This window comes from Kistimonas asteriae (assembly GCF_018263925.1).
GTDB classification, from domain to species: domain Bacteria; phylum Pseudomonadota; class Gammaproteobacteria; order Pseudomonadales; family Endozoicomonadaceae; genus Kistimonas; species Kistimonas asteriae.
Window position 1 is genome coordinate 38,903 of the sequence record NZ_JAEVHF010000004.1, and the last position, 17,534, is coordinate 56,436.

The window sequence follows — 17,534 nt, forward strand, 5'->3', positions numbered from 1 at the left end:
GGATTCTTACTCTGTTGATTGTGGTCGCAGTATCGTAATATGTCATTTTTTAAGGTTGATTTTCCCATAGCTCTGGCATTTCAGTTTTGATGTAGCGTAATAAATCTTCAAGATCGAAAAGGCCTGTCTCGCCATTTTTTTGCTGTGTTTTTAAGACATAGCGGGGTTCGCCATCTTTATCTAATGACATGGTCAGTGCGACGGGGGATGTGCCGTTGTATGAACGAACGGGAAGCTCAATGATTGGAGGTTCTTTATCCATGTTTTATCTCTTTGCTATGACCGTTTACTAACAGTCTAGATGCTAAATAGTATGATTTTGATGATTTAATGAATGACTTTATTAATGCAGGGTGCATTTTGGTGTTTTAGAAAGCTATATTTTTATTTGTGTGTCCAGAAAAGTATTTCTTAGGCAGGATGTATTATGGGAGATATTTCAGGAACGGGTGGTATTTCTACTGGTTCTATCAGAGATTTGGTGTCAACAAACCCCCTTCTCGAAGAAGGGAAAACCTCTGATTCAAGAAGCGTAAAACCGGCATATGATATAGAGCCACAGGTTGTTAAAGACCTGTCGTTAAGTCTGACTGATGATAATAAAGTAGCGGTTGCTGAACGAGACATCAGCCAAGTCGAAACTGAATCAACCCTGCCAACACTCTCTGCGAATGACACTGAAACAGAAGCCCTCTATGTACAAATCAACGATGAAACGGGGGAGGTCAGATTATTTGATTCTGATCCGGATAACGTTGAGCTGTTATCAGAGCGCCAGGTTTCGGAAACGGGCACTCAGTATGATGCGGGTCTCAAGTCAATCCAGAGCCATGAAGAAAAAGCACGTGTAGGCAGTGAGGAAATCCTGAAGAATACCGATGCGTCAAAACGGAGCCTGGCGCAAACACGCGCTCATGAAGAACGGGCCCAGACTAGTAGTTCTGAAGCACAGAAACATGAAGATGCGTCGAGTCAGAGTCGTGCCGCCACGCAGGCTAACGAGCAGCGGTCGCAGGTCAGTAGCACGGTAGCTCAGGAGAATGCGGAGAAGTCTGGGCAAAGTCTTGAGCAAACCCGACTGCATGAAGAGCAGGCGCAGACCAGCAGTACCGCGTCCCAGAAATATGCCGATGCGTCCAAGCGTAGTCTGGATCAGACTCAGGGCTATGAAGAGCAGGCGTTGAGCAGTCGTAACGAGACACAGAACCATGCGGATGCCGCTGATCGCAGTCTGACAAAAACCAAAGCCTATGAGGCGCAGGCGCTCACCAGCAGTCAGGAGACTCAGAATAACGCAGAAGATTCCAGGCAGAGTCTGGCGAACACGCAGGCCAATGAACAGCAATCTCAGGTTAGCCTTACAAAAACCCAGGAGAATGCCGACGCTTCGGCGCGTAGTCTGACGCAAACTCAGGCTTATGAGGAACGAGCGCAGGTCAGTAGCGCCGACATTGAAAAGAACAACGATGAATCAAAGCGCAGTCTGGCCTCAACGCAGGCGAATGAGCAACGCGCCCAGGTCAGCCGTACTGAAACGCAAAAGAATGAAGATGCTTCTACTCGCAGTCTTGTCGCAACCCAGGCGAATGAGCAGCAGGCCCAGGTGAGTCGTCAGGAGGCACAAGCGAATGCTGAGGCCGCCGGTCGTAGTCTGGATCAGACCAGGGCGCATGAGACACAGGCACAGGCCAGCAGTACTCAGGCCAGTCAACATGCCGAAACATCTGCCCGCAGTCTGGCCGCAACCCAGGCTAATGAGCAACGTTCACAGGTCAGCCTGACAGAAGCGCAAAAGAATGCTGAAGCCACCAGTCGTAGTCTGGAGCAAACCAGGGCGTACGAAGAGAGGGCATTAACCAGTAGTACTGAGGCAGAAAAGCATGCGGATGAGGCTGGCCGTAGCTTGACGCAAACGCAGGCGTATGAAGACCGTGCACTGGTGAGCAGTAATGAAAGCCGTCAGCATGCAGATGATGCCAGCCAGAGCCTTGAGGAGACCCGTGGGTACGAACAGAGCGCACGAACCAGTAGTGATGAGGCAAAAGAGAGTGCTGAGGCGGCCAACCGGAGTTTGACGGAAACCCAATCCCATGAAGAGCGTGCCCGTATCAGCAGTTATGAGGCACAAAAGAATGAGGATTCATCGGCACGTAGTCTTCAACAGACTCAGCAGCATGAAGAACGGGCACTGACCAGCCGCCAGGCTGCGAAAGACAGTGAGGAGGCGACTGCGCGTAGCCTGGAGGAAACCAGGATGCATGAAACGCAGGCGAAGACGAGCGCCAACGAAACCCGGCAGCATGAAGAAACGGCCGGTCGTAGTCTGGAGCAGACGAAAGCGCTGGAAACCCAGGCACAGAGCAGTAGTACGGAAGCTCAGAAACATGCAGAAGCATCTGGTCGTAGTTTTGATCAGGCCAGGACGTTCGAAGACAGAACGCGTACCAGTAGCAACGAAGCCCAGAAAGAAGCTGACGCGGCGGCGCGAAACCAACAACAGGCGCAGTTCTTTGAGCAGAGTACGAGAAATAGCAGTACAGAAGCGAAGAAGCATGAGGAAGCCAGTCATCAAAGCCGTCTTGAAAGCCAGACGAATGAGGAAAGCACTGCAGCCAGCAAGGAGCAGGCGCAGGCTAGCGCAGAAGCCGCTGAGCTGAGTAAAAATCAGACGAAGACGTATGAAAATGAAGCGCGTATCAGTCGTGACAAAGTGGATGAAAATCTTGTCGCGTCAGAAGGCAGCCTGCAGCAAACGCGGGCTAACGAAGAGAGTTCCACTGCCAGTAAGTTTCGGGCAGAAGAGTATACCAGTGCGATTGATCGCATGATGCAACAGACCAAACTCAATGAAACCGCCAGCAGTGAGAGCCTGGGACGGGTCAAGACCAACGAAGAGACTGTAGCGCACACCCGGCAGAGCGTTGATCAGGTGTCGCAGGAAATCAGTCAACTGGCAGAACAGGCAAAAGGTGATGCTGACAGGGTGAGTCAGCTTGAAGAGCGAACACGGACGGTCAGTGAATCCACCGAGCAACTCAAAAGCGGTGTTGAGGGGAGCGCTGAACAGGTCAAGCGCCTCGCGTCAGATGCTAAGACTGACGCAGAAAAAGTGTCTGGTCATGAGCGCCAGGCCAAGCTGGCCGGTGATCGCATTACGAGTCAGGAAAAGAAAATTAACCAGACTCAGGATCGTGTCGTAGAGCACGAGAAAAAGGCGAAGACAGCATCATCTAATGCCAAGACGCAGGAAGGCAAGGCGAAGTCCTCAGCTTCTGAAGCAGAGAAAAGTCAGAAGAAAGCAGCTGATGCGCTCAAGCGGATTGAAGAGCGCGAGAAGCGTGCGAATGAGATGATCCGTAAGCTTGAACAGCTGCTGGCCAAGGCTGAGGCCTCGAAAGGCGCGCCGGCCGCCTGATAGCGACCGGCGATGACGATCAGATACTGACTATCGCTACTGTGCGACGGGATTCCCATCCCTGTCTAACACAACCACCTGACCAATATTCAGTTTGTCGATATCAGCTTTGATCTTGCTGAGATCACCGATGACCAGCCAGGTGAAACGGTCCGGATGCAGCGCGGTTTTGGCTGTTTTCCGAATGACCTCTTTCCCGGTACTTTCGACACGGTTGGCATAGTCGTACATATGGCTGTCGGGCAGGTCATATTCCACCAGAGTGCTGACTGAACCCAGCAGGGCGCCATTGGTTTCATAAGTGCCAGGCAGCTTGTTGATGCGGTTGGTCTTGACCAGGGTCAGTTCTTCGTTGGTGGCCGGCTTCTTGCCTACATAGGCCTGAAACTCCTTCAGCATTTCCGCCATGGCTTCGTCAGTCTTGTCGATCTGGACCGAGGCGGTTGCCATGTACGGACGCTGGCCACGGGCGTTGCGGGTATAGCTGTAGGAACCATAGGCCCAGTGCTTGTCTTCACGGAGGTTCATGTTGAGCCGTGAGGTGAACTGACCACCGATAACGTCGTTCATCAGGCTGAATGCCAGCGAATTATCATCATCAATGGGCATGACCAGTTGCGAGGCAATGATGGTGGACTGGCTGGTTCCCGGGTAATCGATCAGGTAAACCGTGGCTTTGCCTGGCTCAGGCATACTGCTGATGGTTTTCCCGGGAAGGGGGGTAGAGGGCGCCTGCCAGTGGGACAGTGCCTGCTCCAGCTTGGGCAGCAGTTCTTCCATGGAGGTGTCGCCGGTGACAATCAGAGTCCCGTTATCAGGGCGCATCCAGGTTTTCCAGTATTCCACCAGGTCATCCCGGGAGAGGGAGGTGACGGTGCTCAGGTTGCCGCTGCCACTCCAAGGGGTGTTGTAGGCGTGGCCCGGGCCGTAAAGGAGCTCCGGCAGGATGCGACCAGCGATGCTGCGGGGGCTGGCTTTTTCCTGGCGGATACCATCCAGCATGTTGCTGCGCAGGCGTTCCAGATCCGTTTCCCGGAAGGCCGGCTGGGTCAGGACATCGGCCATGACGGCCAGGGATTGATCCAGTGTGACCTTGAGGCTGTCCAGGTAAATGCTGGAGGTGTCGAAATCATTACCGGTACTGAGTGATGTGCCGATGGTTTCCAGCTCTTCAGCCAGCTCCAGTGAGGTTTTGCTGGCAGTGCCTTCATCCATCATCGCCATGGTCAGGCCAGGCAGGCCGGGTTTGCCCAGGCGTCCTGAGAGGCCGCCATCAAACTGCAGTTCCATGCTAACGACCGGTGTCTGGTGACGAGGTGCCAGCACGACCTTAAGGCCATTGCTCAGGGTTGCGCGCTCAAGAGCGGGCAGGGAGAGTGAGACTTTGCCATCGGTTGACGGCAGTTTATTACGGTCAGCGCCCTCAGCTGCGTGCTCATAATTCGGGAAGGGCGTGATATCCAGCACATAGGCACCACTGCTCAGCCATTTATCCGCTGCTTTTCGGATCATGGCCGGTGTGGCATTTTGCATGGCATCAAAGCTTTTCAGGTAGTGGCCGGGATCACCAAAATAGACCTCGCCATGGGCCAGAATGTCGGACTTGCCGCCAAAGCCGCCCACCCGCTCGGTGCCCCGTACAAACGCTGCCGCTTGACTGAACTTGATCCGCTGAAGTTCTTTTTCCGTAGGCCCTTTCTTCAGGAACTTCTCCAGCTCCTCATCAATAATGGCTTCGATATGGGACAGGCTGACCCCATCCTTGGCATCGGCAACGATCATGAACTGGCCGGCCAGCATGCGGTCATAGACAAATGCATTGACGGATGTGGCAAGCTGCTCATCGTGCACGAGGCGCTTGTACAGACGGGAATTTTTGCCGCCAGCCAGCACATCGGAGGCAAGCGACAGGTATTCAGAATCCGTACTGCCAGCGGGCGCAGTGTTCCAGACCTTCATGACCCGTGCCTGGGGAACGCGATCCTGCATGGAATCCCGTTTTTCTTCCGTGCGCTTGGCGATCCAGCTATCCATCTTTGCCAGCGGTGGGCCTGCAGGAATGTCGCCAAAATAGAGGTTGGCCTTTTCTCGGGCGGTGGCAACGTCAATGTCACCGGCCATGACCAGTACGGCATTGGACGGACCGTAGTAGGTTTTGAACCAGTTTTTCACCAGCTCAAGGTCGGCATCATCCAGGTCTTCCATATAGCCGATGGTAGGCCAGGAGTAAGGATGGCCTTCCGGGAAGGTCTGTTCCGCCAGCCGGTTCCAGACCTTGCCGTAAGGCTGGTTTTCACCCTGACGTTTTTCGTTCTTTACCACGCCCCGTTGTTGATCCAGTTTTTCCTGGGTAATGGCTCCGAGGAAATGGCCCATGCGATCTGATTCCATCCATAGCGCCATATCCAGTGCCGGGGTGGGGACGGTCTCAAAGTAGTTGGTACGGTCGGTATTGGTGGTGCCATTCTGCCCGGTAGCGCCTGCTTCTTCAAAAGGACGGAAGAATTCATCGTCGTAGTTTTCAGAGCCCTGGAACATCAGGTGTTCGAACAGGTGGGCAAACCCTCGCTTGCCGACGCTTTCATCCTTGGAGCCGACTTTGTACCAGAGGTTGACGGCAACAACCGGCGCCTTGCGATCCTCGTGGACGATGACGGTGAGCCCGTTGTCCAACGTGAACTTTTCATAAGCAATGGCGGTTTTGGGCAGCTGCTGGATGGCGGCGGTTGAGGCGTCGGTCGATAACAGGCTGGATGACAGCGAGTTACAGCCTGCCAGCAGTGTTGAGCCAAGCGCCAGTATAAGCAGGGTCTGTTTGAGTTTTGGTTTGTGCATCATGGTGTGGTGCTGCTGGTTACCTTAACGGGTATGAAGATGGAAGGATCACTGACGATCATAGACAGCAAATCAGTCAGTAAGTTCCTTGGAAATTGTGTTTGTCGTACTAGTAAAAGCTGAGTGGGAGGGCAGGTCAAGGGAAGGTTGGCTTTATGGGGGAGGTAATAGCCTGCATTCTGAAGGACTTTCATGGTTTCCGTTCGTGGATGACCCGTCGTTAGGGAAATTCGTCAGACAACGTTGAAACTATGTTAGTGAAAGCTTACGGATAAGGTGTGTAAATAAGCGATTTTCGTACATCACAAGCAAATATTCACCGTTGTGTTAAGCGGTAGAGTGTGAAGGGATGATTTATATGGCACGCAGGAGACTGTAGAAATGAATGGGTATGAGGTTATTTACTCTTCACCGGATTTTTTTAAGGGGGACTCTGGGTTCTTCCATAAAGCGGTTGATACCTTATGGCGCGCTTGTCCGGATAAGGGCTCTGATACACACTCGACGACAGAAGTAACCGCGAAAGAGTCACATCTGGGACGATTCCATGTCAAAGTACCGCATGACTGTTTTGCTATATTGGTGCAGCTTGGGAATAAGCTGTCGGTCAAAACGATCAACGCAGCGGGATGCCTGTTTATCAACATGAGCGCGCTCGAACAGTACGAGGATCAGTATGCCTATTCCTGGCAGGAATTTTTCCAGGCATATCGCGTTTTTTTTGTATCGAAAATAACAGGCGCTGCAATAGCAAAGGTTAGTTTGGGAGAGTCGCCAGAGAGTGGTGAAGTACATCAATTTCAGGTAGTACTCCCACCGATGTCCGCCCGTTTTGGGTATTGTTCATTTAGGCAAAGAGGTGTTGGTGTTATTCCATCATTTCTATGGGAGCAAATGGTTTTTGTTCCCACACTGCAAGCGATCGAATTCTTAAAGGATATCCCTAAAGTATTTAAAGTACTGGAGTTCACGTCGATGTGCGAACATAACAGGGATTATTTTTCAAGTAATGCGAAGTTTGAGAAAATACAGTTTCGTCGCAAGGCTGCTGATATTGTCTCTGAATTCAATGATTTTTTGACACATGATTTGAGGCCCAAAATCAACGCGCGCATCGCCAAACAGCGGCCTCATGGAGGGGCTGGCCCATCATCTGAAAAAACGGATGTTGTTCCGGAAGCTGATTCAAAAGTAACGCTTGGGTTTAGCGCTTGTTTGAGTGAGAAAGAAAGTGCGGCTCGTTTTCCTGAATGGTCCCTTTTTAGTAATGAAACGCTGTTCCTGAACTCTGTGGATGAGTTCGAGAAAGTGATAGCTCAATACGTAGATGAATTTCAGTATTTAATATATAAGGCAATTTATATTCAGGTCCTCAAAAAAACAGGGGGGCGATTTGCACAGCATGGGGATAACATTGCCTATCAAGTCCGTTGCGATCTGGAAAATGATGGCATTGAAGCAGCATTTGATCACGCGATAAAAGAGTTCGATCAGCGCTTCAAGGCGACTGTTATGGTGACAGAGTATGGGGAAACACCACCAACGCTTGGATCGAGATTTGGTTGTTTAACGCATCATTTGCTTCGCTATGTTAATTATTTAGTTAAAATTGGGCAGGGTGATTTAGCAGAACATTTTAATAGACTACTCATGTGTTTTAGCGCTATTGATCAACAGAATGTCGGCCATTTTATGGGAGAAGCAGTCACAGCTTACCTTGATGGAGGGGAAGACTGTCTATGTTGGAATAGGCCTGCTCTGGATATTGAGGATTTTAAAAGGGAGGTCGATGAAGACGGTGCTGATTATGATACGGTATTGGTGGAAGGAATCACGGGGAAATTTAGCAATGTACAAAGTATTTGTCGTTTTTTTTCGAGTGCCAGTCATGAAAAAAGCGTTTTTTTGTCGAACCTACGCTTATATTCGCAAGAGTTTAGTGAAAATTTGAGTCGAGTGACCATATCGAATTTTATGCGTGATGTTGTGAAAAAAGAGCACGGTTGTAATAGGTTGTCTGATCCAGATGGTATCTGTGCTGAATCGTGGGGCACATCATGTCAAAAAAAGTTGTTTTTCTCAGGTCTTATTCGGGCAATAAGGCTTAGTATTGAAGCAAATGAACCTGTTCAGGAATTCTTTCTACTGATGTTGTCTCATGGCTATGATGAATTCTTAGATATGATTTCTGGGTTTTTTGAGTTTTGTGAGAGGCAGGGATAATCGTCTTTAGATAAAGAAAATAATTATTTTCACATATGTGATTATGAACCCTGTTCGTCTAGTCATAAAATTGGGGGCTGTGCGGATTGTACCTAAATCAGGTTTGGGTCACAGCATTTATCAGAATGGTATACTGAGCTTATGCATTCATAATGGGATATATCCAGACATGCCCGGAAAAGTTGTAAAGGTTGGCCGCCGTAATCGGTTGACAGTCGTAAAGCAGGTGCCTTTTGGTGTTTACCTGGAAGGCCAGTTCGCAGAAATTCTACTGCCCAAACGGTATGTCCCGGAAGGTACGCAGATCGGTGATGAGCTTGAGGTATTCGTTTATCTGGATTCAGACGACATCCAGATAGCGACGACGGAAACGCCCTTGGCACAAGTGGGCGAACTGGCCTGCCTGAAAGCGGTTGAGGTCAATGCCACCGGCGCCTTTCTGGATTGGGGGTTACCCAAAGATTTGCTGGTGCCTTTCAGTGAGCAGAAACAACGGATGGTCAAAGGGCATTCCTATATTGTTGCTCTGTATTTGGATGATCGAACCCGTCGGATTGTTGCGTCTTCCAAGGTGGATAAATTCCTGAATGATATGCCTGCCCGTTACCAGGATGGACAGCCGGTATCGCTGTTGATTGCGGATCGTACCGATATCGGTTACACCGCCATTATCGAAGACTGCCACTGGGGGGTTATCTTCCATAATGATATCCATCAGCCGATCCGCTATGGTGAGCGTGTTCAGGGTTTTATCAAGCAGGTACGTCCTGATGGAAAAATCGACCTTTGTCTGTCCAGACCGGGTTTTGACAAGGGGGCTATGGCCGACCTGAGTCAACAGGTGCTGGCGGCTGTCAAAGAGTATCACGGCTTTTTGCCACTGAATGACAAAAGTGACCCTGTGCTTATTCAGAAACAGTTTGCCGTCAGCAAGCGGTCGTTCAAAATGGCGATTGGGGCGCTTTACAAACAGCGGCTGATTACCATTGAGAAGGATGGCATTCGCCTGGTGTCGTAATTCTATCTTCTCATAAGGCAGTCACTTTTAGTCACTGCCTTATGAGAGCTGGCAATAGATTTCTATGACGTTTTTTTCTTCTGATATAATCACTCTATTTTCTGTGGGAACTTATTGTTTGAGTTTTTGTCCGAATAGTTAAGACTTCCGTTGTTAGAGAAAGAATATGGAAAATTGACTCTTGTCAGCCTTGTGGAGTGAAATAGCGTGGATTGGTTTAGCACCTCTTATTTGGCTGGATGAGCACATTACTGTCGGTTTTCCTTTATCCTTAGTGGTTGTTTGTCTCTTGTTCCTGGTTGCAGTGGTTGGGCTGCTTAGACAGAAAAAATCCTGTATTGCTGGTTTCTTGTCTGCCTGGCTTGCGCTGCTTGCATTGACAGGTGCTGTACATGCGTGGGGAGAGTCGAGTGATTTATATTTTACAGGTTTCTATCTCAGCGTATGTGTGCTTTCAGTTGTGTCTTCTGTTCGTCAGTTTTCTGTATGTTGGGTTGTTCGCTGGTTAAAAAATAGAATTGAAAAATAAAGGCGAAATTTTTCTAATACTCTGCGCTTGTGAGTTGCTCTGTTTTTTTCTGACAAGTTTTAATTTTCAGCGTATTTGTTGAGAAAATGAGATGTATTAATAATGAAAAAAGTTTTATTTTTATGTACGGGTAACTATTACCGAAGCCGCTTTTCAGAGGAATATTTTAACCATTATGCCCAGTTGGCAGCGCTGCCCTATGAGGCAGCTTCCCGCGCCTTGCTTCAGGATCTCAGTGTAACCGGGAATGTGGGGAATATGGCAGAAGTCGCGGTAAGCACTCTGCAAGCATTAGGTATTCCTGTCAAAGGCCTGAAACGGCATCCACAGAGCCTGATAGAGCAAGATATAGTAGATGCAGACATCATCATTGCAATGGACAAAACAGAGCATCAACCTATGCTGGAACAACGTTTTCCCTCATATTCTCAGACTGTTCATTATTATGCCGTTAAGGATGTTGATCAGGTGCCTGCCTCAGAAGCTTTAAAGGCATTAAGTCAGATGTTGGATGAGTTACTCTCTGAATTAGCCAAAAATAAATAATCTATCCATTGTTACAGTGACACACTTCAGCGCTGATGCTTTACGCCTGAATAGCGATCTATCGATACCAGTTATTGGTAGGCTCTACTCTTGAGAACTATGTGTTCAGATTGTGAATCATCCTATTTCACGTCATGTGATGAGTTCTCACAGTCATTCCCGATAACGCCGGTCATGACTGTGAGTGTTAACATATTTCGCAGAACGTTAGAGATTCTTGATCTTCTCAAACTCCTCCGGGCTGTACTTCTTCTCCGTACTGCGGGTGAGGTCAGTCATCAGCTGGGATTTCAGTGCCCGGGCTTTGTCCAGCGTGCGGCTTAGCAGACCATTGGAGTAGTCATTGGCAAACTGGATCGCCATGTCCGGATCCTGCTTGTACATGGTCTTCAGCATGCTGTTGATGTAGGGCTGGGAATTGACATACTGTCCTTCAACGTTATCCCACACTGAACGCACGACCGGTGCATACTTCCCATCCATCACGTGCTTGTTGGTCAGGGTGCCCAGGCTGCGGTAGGTCCACCAAGCGGACTGGTCATCGTATTGATCTGTACCCACCGTGTAAGCAGGAGGGATTTCATCCATGGCGTTAAAGATGGGTACAAACGCCGTGTCTTCAACGGTACCCACGGTTTGCCAGATTACTGCTGACAGCTCTTTCGGCATATCAGGGTACATTTCGATGATATGACTTTCTGCCTGGCGGTCGATGCCGATGGGGCGCTCAGACTTGCCTTCCAGTGCGGTGCCCTTGTAATCCGCCCGAAGGACGTTAGCCACATCCAACACACTGATCTTTTCATCTGGCTTCATGAACAGCGGATATTGTGCCTGGCGGGGCTTCTGCTTGACCGAAGGGGTCAACAGTTGCTGGCCTAACCATTCCCGGTCAATGTTGTAAGGATCGTTGATGACACCGAACGCCTTGGCGAAGTTAAAGGATTTTCGATCCGGATTTTTCAGCAGGTTGTGTTTCTTAACAAAGTCATAGACGCCACGGGAGGCCATGACATTCTTTTTGTCATTCAGGTCGACGCCATGAATACGCAGGCCATTCGCCATGATCAGGTACTGATCGTCCGGCACACGCACCGCCATCCAGTGGTGACCGGAACCAATTTCCATGTACCAGATTTCATCTTTGTCCGAGAATTGGATGCCATTGCCTTCCCCGGCGCCGTATTGCTCAACATAGTGCCCCAGCAGTTGTACCGCTTCACGGGCACTCTTGGCCTGGGGCAGGATCAGGGTAGGCATGACTTCTTCAATGATGCCGGTGTCCACCAGGGGATCAACCGCCTTTACCTTGTCGTTGACTTCGGCACTGGTGGTGGAGGACATGGCGACGTTGTATTCATTGACGCCCCGTTCCTCGAACACCTTACCATCATTGGAGTGCTGGTAGGCATCCCAGTCTGCGATGCTGGTGTAGCGATAGGAGACGTTGGGTGCAGGCACCTTCAGGCCATTGGACAGGGTCCATACAGTGCCGTCTTCGATGGTCTGGCGCGGGTGCACGACCATGTGCTTGGCCCAGTTATTGATAGAGAAATCTTCGTTGCGGGCAATGATCAGGGCACCACTGGCCGAGGCATTCTTGCCGACGGCAACGGCAGTACAGGCCTGGGCGGTCGGCACCATGATGGCGCTGGTGATGGCAACGGCGAGGATTTTCTTACTGAATGTAGTCATGGAGATTGCAGCCTCCAGGTGGCGTTGTGATGAATGAGGAGTTTGACGGGCAGGGGTGGGTAAATCACCAGGGTGGTCGACAGGCGACCGGTGATCCGTCTGTTATCATCGGCTGTCGTCAGGGTAGACCCTGAGCTTAAGGTGTGGACAGCCATCCCTGTCCCGGATGGGGGCAATCTACGCGGTCTGGGAGAGGATGTTGTTGATTTGTATCAACGGATGTCCGGACAGCAGTGAGAGGCTGGGACTGACTGGCATTTGCACTGATTGGGTATAGGCTGAGAGGCATATCAATAATACTCGCCACCAAAATCAGAGCCATCTATGAGCACCGTGCTGTTACGCTATCGTTACGCTTGGTTGTTATTTTTTGTCGTTATTACCACTAAAGAGGGACGAGCATTGGAAACCAAAGACTGGGGACAGGCTTGGTCGGAGGGGCAGATCGGGTTTCATCGTGATGATGTGAATCCGTTGCTGATCAATTACTGGCCCACGCTGGCGGCGGATGAGGATGAGTCTGTACTGGTGCCACTTTCCGGGAAAACGGTTGATATGATCTGGTTGGCCCGGCAGCACCGCAACGTGTACGGGTCAGAGCTGGTGGAGCAGGCGGTAGCGTCGTTTTTCGCAGACAATACCTTGCAACCCGTGCCGACTCAAACCGAGACCCATGTCTGGTGGAAAGCTGAGAATATCACGATTATCCAGGGGGATTTTTTCATAATACCCGCTGGGAGTCTGGTGGATGTCACGGCATTCTATGACCGGGCTGCGCTGGTGGCTTTGCCTTCCGAACAGCAGCCGGCCTATGTGGCAGCGATGATGGCCATGGCGCCGGAGCTGAAGCATGGTCTGCTGATCACGTTGGACTATGCGCCTGTACTGGCAGGTGGGCCGCCCTACGCTGTCAGCCCGGATACGGTCGATTTGCTCTATGGGCAATGGTTTGATATCAAGTTACTGGGTTCTGCACCGCCTGAGAGAATACCCTCACGCATGGCGGGTGCTGATGTCTCTTCTCTGGTCGAGCACGCGTTTTGGCTTACCCGAAAGCCTGCGCCTGCTGAGCGAATGAACCGCTCAGTTTGACAGGTAGTCAATCACACTGAAGAGGTCTGGCAGTATTTTGCTGGCCTTTTCCCGTACATCACTGTCCGGTGTGTTCAGGTCTGGGATCATGATGCTGTGGCAGCCTGCTGTCAGTGCCGAACGCATGCCGGTGTTGGAATCTTCCAGCGCCAGGCATGCTGAGGGCGTTATCCCCAGCTGCTTTGCAGCCAGCTGGTAGGCGTCAGGTGCCGGTTTGGGGCGGGTGATCATTTCTCCTGAAACTATGCCCTGGAAATAATCAGACCACGGGTAATGTGCCATTACCCGGTCAATTTTGGCCTGGTGGGCCGAGGTGACCAGCGCCATGGGAATCTGACGTTCATGCAGGAAATGCAGGAGTTCCCGGCTGCCCGGTTTACAGTCAATGCCAGTGTTCCATCCCTCTGTTTCGCGGGCAGCCAGATGTTCCTTGAATACGGCTAAATCAAAGCCGTTGCCGCCCAGTGTCTTGATCAGCTGAAAGCAGTCCGTCAGGCGGATACCGATGAATTGCTGGTAGACCGCATCGTTAAGGTCAATCTGGAAATCCGCGGCCGTTGCCTGCCAGATACGCTGGTAGAAACGTTCGGTATCAATCAGTGTGCCATCCAGGTCCAAAAGCACGGCGGCGGGTGTAAAAGGCATGGCACGGTGTTCCCGGTTATTCTGTAGCGGGGATTATCGGTTTTGAGGGCGGGTAGACTCAAGACTTTGACGGGATTTTGTGATTTACGGTAACGACACCTCTCTTGACTATGGCATGATCAAAGGTACGAATAACAGTAATAACAATGATGCCGAGATGATCGCCCATACCGCCGGAACCCGCTTTCCGCTGTTTGATGATTATTCTTTTGGAATTCTGGATGACCAGGCATTCCTCCCGCTGCTGGAGCAGTATCGTGCCCAGGTTTTTGCTAACACCTTGACGTTTTCTGCCTGGGAAGCCTTGAATGCGAGTGAACAAAAAGCGCTGGAAAGCTGGCAGCAGCATGCCGACAGCCTGGTACGATTGAATCTCGTGCTCTACCAGGGCGATGCCTTTATCGGCTGGAGCTGGGGGCGGCAGCTAGACCAAGAGACCTTTTATATGGCCAGCAGTGCACTGCTGGAACCCTGGCGCCGGAAAGGCATCTATTCCGAGCTATTACGTTGGCTGCTGGCGCATTTGCAGACACAGGGCGTACAGATTGTTCGCAGTCGTCATCTGGCGACCGACAATGCCATCATCATCCCCAAGCTGAAAGCTGGCTTTGTGATGACCGGGATGGAACTCTCTGATGTGGCCGGAACCCTGGTGCAACTCAGTTATTTTTTTAATGAACGACGGCGTCAGATGCTCGATTTCAGGGCCGGTTTCCGGCTGGAAGACCGGGGGCTTCTGGAGCATTTGTCTTTGTAATCCTTGTCTCATGTCAACTCAGGGTGTTTTTTCAGGGGGATATAATCATCTTGTCAGGTGGTTTACCTGGAATCACAACAAGAGAGGAGCAGGTTATGTACGAGAAAATCTGGTTGGCAGGTCTGGGCGCCTATGCCCGTTCCGAGAAAAAAGGTCAGGAAGGCAAGGCTTTCTTTGACGAACTGGTGGTTGATGGCGAGAAAGTGCGTGATCGCGCCAGCGACAAGATCGATGAACTCAAAGGCAAGGCCAAAGACAGTATTGGCGAAGTTGTTGAGAAAGTGCGAGATATCCTGAAGCTCGAAAAGGACAAGGACACTGAAGAGCTGTCCCATCAGGTCGAAGCGCTGAGCAAAGCTGTCAGCGAACTGGCTGCGGTTGAAAAGAAAGCCGCACCTGCGAAGAAGTCCGCCTGATCATTCAGGGTTGAACGACTTCCAATAACAAAAAAAGGCTGCCTGAAAAGGCGGCCTTTTTTACGTCCGTTGTTTTTACCACTTGGCGTAGTGTTCTTCGGTAAAACCGTACTGATCACGGATAGTGATCACTTCGCCATCCGTGGTGGTCAGCGTCCCATTATAACGGCCAAACATCTGACTGAAATTACTGGCCATGATCAGGAAATTGTTTTTTTCCGCCTGGCAGCCTTCTGGCGTGAACTGCAGATCCACTTTGCCGTCACCGGAAGTCACACGCCAAGTGTCGTGCAGATTGGCCGGGTCATAATCAAATATCAGGCTGTCGACTTTATTCAGTGAGCCATCGACCCAGAAACAGTTTTCGGTATAGCTGGTCTCATTGACACCGCAGGCGCCGTTGAGACCGATGACACGTCCATCGTCCAGTACGCCGGAGAAGCAGGACCAGTTCCAGAAGCAGCGACGGCGCAGGTAACCAGCGGTCCAGTCCAGGGTGGCGCAGGCGTTGATAGTCTCAAGATCAAAGTTACCCTGCGAACTGCGGACTTCACCCCGGCAGCGCACACCGGCGACTTTCTGGGTAAACGCAAAGCCTGTCAGGTCTGCCGGCGTACAGATGCGCATGGGCGAGAAATCCTGCTCGGAATAGGCCATATCGATGGCCGTGCCATCTTTAAGGCGAACGGTCAGTTCCCGCAACCCAGTCTCTGGGTTGATTGCCATGTGAATTTCATTGGCGCCGGAGCGGAACAGCCAGGCGCCGTTATCCGGGCTCAGGCTGGTCTTGTGAAAACCGCCGAATCCCGGTGCCTTGAACTGGTAGTTTTTGAAGGCGCGTGTTTTGGGGTTATACAGGTAGAGAAAGGCGACAACCGCCAGACGGGTGTCCACAATGGCACAGCCGGCAATGATGTCCGGACTGATGATGGACATAAACTGGAACTGGTTGAAGCCAAACCAGCGGCGCAGTTTACCGGCTTTGTCCCCCATCGGAGTTTTCAGGTTGAAATCCCGGTAATTAACCGTGCCTACCGGTTGCTTGAATATCCCCGTTCTGACCCTGCCGCGGTCATCAATCAGATCCATTACTGCGTCGTTCATTATCTGTCTTGTCTGTTGCGAGAGAACCCGGACGTGTTGTCCGGGCTTAATGATTGTTATCGTCGGTTTGCCCGACAGCCTCAGAACCGCTCAGCGGCATGGTTGAGAATATGCACAACCATGGCGATGGCATGGGGGATCACCTGCCTGGCGACACGCACCCGGTCATTGTGATCCTGGCTGCTCAGTACGATACCACCATTGGCATAAGAATAGGCACCACCCTGGGTTAATAACGGACGTATTTCCGGATTGCCGGGTACCGGTGGCGTGAGCGTCATTAGCGCCTGCTCAACCTGTGTCGTGTCATTGAGGTTTTCCTGGTCGTAATAATCCTCTACCCAGCCTTCCCAACCCGAATGGTTGTGGTCGGATGTCGTCCAGGTGTGGTGGGGTTGCAGCAGGTCAGTGGTGTGCAGGGTGAAGCCGAGGGTTTGAATCGTCGGCTGTCGCCAGAATTCGTTGTACCAGTATTGTCCCAGGTTATCGATGGGCTGGAACGGGATTTTCTCAAAATCCTTGTACATGGATTTACTGGAATAACTGCCCTGGCGATAGTTGGTTTCAGTAATACCATAACTGTTGTATTCCGAGCCCTCGCTGCCAAACCAGCCTGCCATGCCGCCGCGGCCGTCATCAAGGTGGTCGCCGACCAGCCAGGTGGCGGCCATGTTGTCGATGGCGCCTGCCACTGTCAGCTGGTTGTAGTTGTAACCGCCAATATCATTGCCGTGGTTGTCTGGTCCCCGGGTATGGTTCTGGAAGTGCCAGTAAGAGGTGTAGGAGACGATCGAAGCGCCCAGTCCCCAGACCGGCGCCCTGACGCAATCGCCGGTGATGGCGCCACACATATAGGTGTCTTCGAAATCATCGACATCAAAGGCCCCCTGGCCCAGATAGTCGGCTAGCTGGTCAATGGTGATGCCCGCTGCCTGTGCCACTGATTGAAGTCGGGCGTAAGCTGTTGTATCCGGATTGGCGGCCATGTAGTTGACGGCATCAATGACGATCCGTTTATGGGTGGGTTGGGTAAAGGCATTAACGTCGGCTGTGGTGCAAAGCAGCAACCCGGTCAGCGAGGCGGAGGTGAATAGGCGGCGCATGGAATGTCCTGTCTGATTTTTTATTGTGTTTTATTATTTTTATGGGCTGACGGTTACGGTTGTATTAACCATTCATGACAGCTGAGCACCATATATCACACTATATTGATGCCCTTGAATGCCTAGTGTACCGATGTTTGTCAGCGGTGTGTATGG

General features: G+C 51.1%; 14 protein-coding genes. 8 read left to right on the forward strand and 6 right to left on the reverse strand.

Annotated features, from left to right (window positions below; translation table 11 throughout):
• Positions 1 to 49: 49 nt before the first annotated feature.
• Positions 50 to 262: a hypothetical protein gene (locus tag KHS78_RS06045; protein WP_211826158.1), complete on the reverse strand. Its 213-nt coding sequence runs from the start codon at positions 260 to 262 to the stop codon at positions 50 to 52.
• Between the two features lie 219 nt (positions 263 to 481).
• On the opposite strand from KHS78_RS06045, the gene KHS78_RS06050 reads away from it, so the two are divergent.
• Complete coding sequence (locus tag KHS78_RS06050) at positions 482 to 3,415, forward strand: hypothetical protein (protein WP_211826159.1); 2,934 nt, start codon at positions 482 to 484, stop codon at positions 3,413 to 3,415.
• Between the two features lie 36 nt (positions 3,416 to 3,451).
• On the opposite strand, the gene KHS78_RS06055 is transcribed toward KHS78_RS06050, so the two are convergent.
• On the reverse strand, positions 3,452 to 6,253 hold the full coding sequence (locus tag KHS78_RS06055) for a M16 family metallopeptidase (RefSeq protein ID WP_211826160.1): 2,802 nt from the start codon (positions 6,251 to 6,253) through the stop codon (positions 3,452 to 3,454).
• A gap of 378 nt (positions 6,254 to 6,631) precedes the next feature.
• On the opposite strand from KHS78_RS06055, the gene KHS78_RS06060 reads away from it, so the two are divergent.
• The 4 genes from KHS78_RS06060 to KHS78_RS06075 all read left to right on the forward strand — a co-directional run bounded on the left by KHS78_RS06060 (position 6,632) and on the right by KHS78_RS06075 (position 10,566).
• A complete protein-coding gene (locus tag KHS78_RS06060; RefSeq protein ID WP_211826161.1) occupies positions 6,632 to 8,473 on the forward strand; it encodes a hypothetical protein in 1,842 nt (613 codons plus the stop codon).
• 169 nt (positions 8,474 to 8,642) lie between these two features.
• Positions 8,643 to 9,491, forward strand: a complete 849-nt coding sequence (locus KHS78_RS06065; protein ID WP_211826163.1) for a CvfB family protein — start codon at positions 8,643 to 8,645, stop codon at positions 9,489 to 9,491.
• 181 nt (positions 9,492 to 9,672) lie between these two features.
• The gene (locus tag KHS78_RS06070; RefSeq protein WP_211826165.1) at positions 9,673 to 10,020 is read left to right on the forward strand and encodes a hypothetical protein; all 348 of its coding nucleotides are present in this window, start codon (positions 9,673 to 9,675) and stop codon (positions 10,018 to 10,020) included.
• 102 nt (positions 10,021 to 10,122) lie between these two features.
• Positions 10,123 to 10,566 (forward strand): arsenate-mycothiol transferase ArsC, encoded by a 444-nt coding sequence (locus tag KHS78_RS06075; protein ID WP_211826167.1) that lies wholly within the window; start codon positions 10,123 to 10,125, stop codon positions 10,564 to 10,566.
• Positions 10,567 to 10,773: 207 nt separating this feature from the next.
• Here KHS78_RS06075 and KHS78_RS06080 read toward each other — a convergent pair whose 3' ends face one another.
• Positions 10,774 to 12,261 carry a C69 family dipeptidase gene (locus KHS78_RS06080; protein WP_211826172.1) on the reverse strand — a complete coding sequence of 496 codons (1,488 nt, stop codon included), beginning with the start codon at positions 12,259 to 12,261 and terminating at the stop codon, positions 10,774 to 10,776.
• Positions 12,262 to 12,585: 324 nt separating this feature from the next.
• Here KHS78_RS06080 and KHS78_RS06085 point away from each other — a divergent pair, with 324 nt between their 5' ends.
• Complete coding sequence (locus KHS78_RS06085; RefSeq protein WP_211826174.1) at positions 12,586 to 13,353, forward strand: thiopurine S-methyltransferase; 768 nt, start codon at positions 12,586 to 12,588, stop codon at positions 13,351 to 13,353.
• On the opposite strand, the gene KHS78_RS06090 is transcribed toward KHS78_RS06085, so the two are convergent.
• Complete coding sequence (locus KHS78_RS06090) at positions 13,345 to 13,998, reverse strand: HAD family hydrolase (RefSeq protein ID WP_211826176.1); 654 nt, start codon at positions 13,996 to 13,998, stop codon at positions 13,345 to 13,347. The genes KHS78_RS06085 and KHS78_RS06090 overlap by 9 nt on opposite strands.
• A gap of 79 nt (positions 13,999 to 14,077) precedes the next feature.
• Between KHS78_RS06090 and KHS78_RS06095 the strand changes: the two genes are divergently transcribed.
• Entirely contained in the window at positions 14,078 to 14,755 is a 678-nt protein-coding gene (locus KHS78_RS06095) for a GNAT family N-acetyltransferase (RefSeq protein WP_211826178.1), read from the forward strand.
• 95 nt (positions 14,756 to 14,850) lie between these two features.
• Positions 14,851 to 15,171 carry a phasin family protein gene (locus tag KHS78_RS06100; RefSeq protein ID WP_211826180.1) on the forward strand — a complete coding sequence of 107 codons (321 nt, stop codon included), beginning with the start codon at positions 14,851 to 14,853 and terminating at the stop codon, positions 15,169 to 15,171.
• 75 nt (positions 15,172 to 15,246) lie between these two features.
• On the opposite strand, the gene KHS78_RS06105 is transcribed toward KHS78_RS06100, so the two are convergent.
• A complete protein-coding gene (locus tag KHS78_RS06105) occupies positions 15,247 to 16,275 on the reverse strand; it encodes a DUF2804 domain-containing protein (protein ID WP_211826182.1) in 1,029 nt (342 codons plus the stop codon).
• Between the two features lie 80 nt (positions 16,276 to 16,355).
• The gene (locus KHS78_RS06110; RefSeq protein WP_211826184.1) at positions 16,356 to 17,378 is read right to left on the reverse strand and encodes a phospholipase C/P1 nuclease family protein; all 1,023 of its coding nucleotides are present in this window, start codon (positions 17,376 to 17,378) and stop codon (positions 16,356 to 16,358) included.
• Between the last annotated feature and the right edge of the window lie 156 nt (positions 17,379 to 17,534).

Bases quoted from the DNA above. Each gene is read 5' to 3' on its own strand.
- KHS78_RS06045 (WP_211826158.1), bottom strand. From the start codon at position 262: ATGGATAAAGAACCTCCAATCATTGAGCTTCCCGTTCGTTCATACAAC.
- KHS78_RS06055 (WP_211826160.1), bottom strand. From the start codon at position 6,253: ATGATGCACAAACCAAAACTCAAACAGACCCTGCTTATACTGGCGCTT.
- KHS78_RS06060 (WP_211826161.1), top strand. From the start codon at position 6,632: ATGAATGGGTATGAGGTTATTTACTCTTCACCGGATTTTTTTAAGGGG.
- KHS78_RS06065 (WP_211826163.1), top strand. From the start codon at position 8,643: ATGCCCGGAAAAGTTGTAAAGGTTGGCCGCCGTAATCGGTTGACAGTC.
- KHS78_RS06075 (WP_211826167.1), top strand. From the start codon at position 10,123: ATGAAAAAAGTTTTATTTTTATGTACGGGTAACTATTACCGAAGCCGC.
- KHS78_RS06080 (WP_211826172.1), bottom strand. From the start codon at position 12,261: ATGACTACATTCAGTAAGAAAATCCTCGCCGTTGCCATCACCAGCGCC.
- KHS78_RS06085 (WP_211826174.1), top strand. From the start codon at position 12,586: ATGAGCACCGTGCTGTTACGCTATCGTTACGCTTGGTTGTTATTTTTT.
- KHS78_RS06090 (WP_211826176.1), bottom strand. From the start codon at position 13,998: ATGCCTTTTACACCCGCCGCCGTGCTTTTGGACCTGGATGGCACACTG.
- KHS78_RS06100 (WP_211826180.1), top strand. From the start codon at position 14,851: ATGTACGAGAAAATCTGGTTGGCAGGTCTGGGCGCCTATGCCCGTTCC.
- KHS78_RS06105 (WP_211826182.1), bottom strand. From the start codon at position 16,275: ATGAACGACGCAGTAATGGATCTGATTGATGACCGCGGCAGGGTCAGA.
- KHS78_RS06110 (WP_211826184.1), bottom strand. From the start codon at position 17,378: ATGCGCCGCCTATTCACCTCCGCCTCGCTGACCGGGTTGCTGCTTTGC.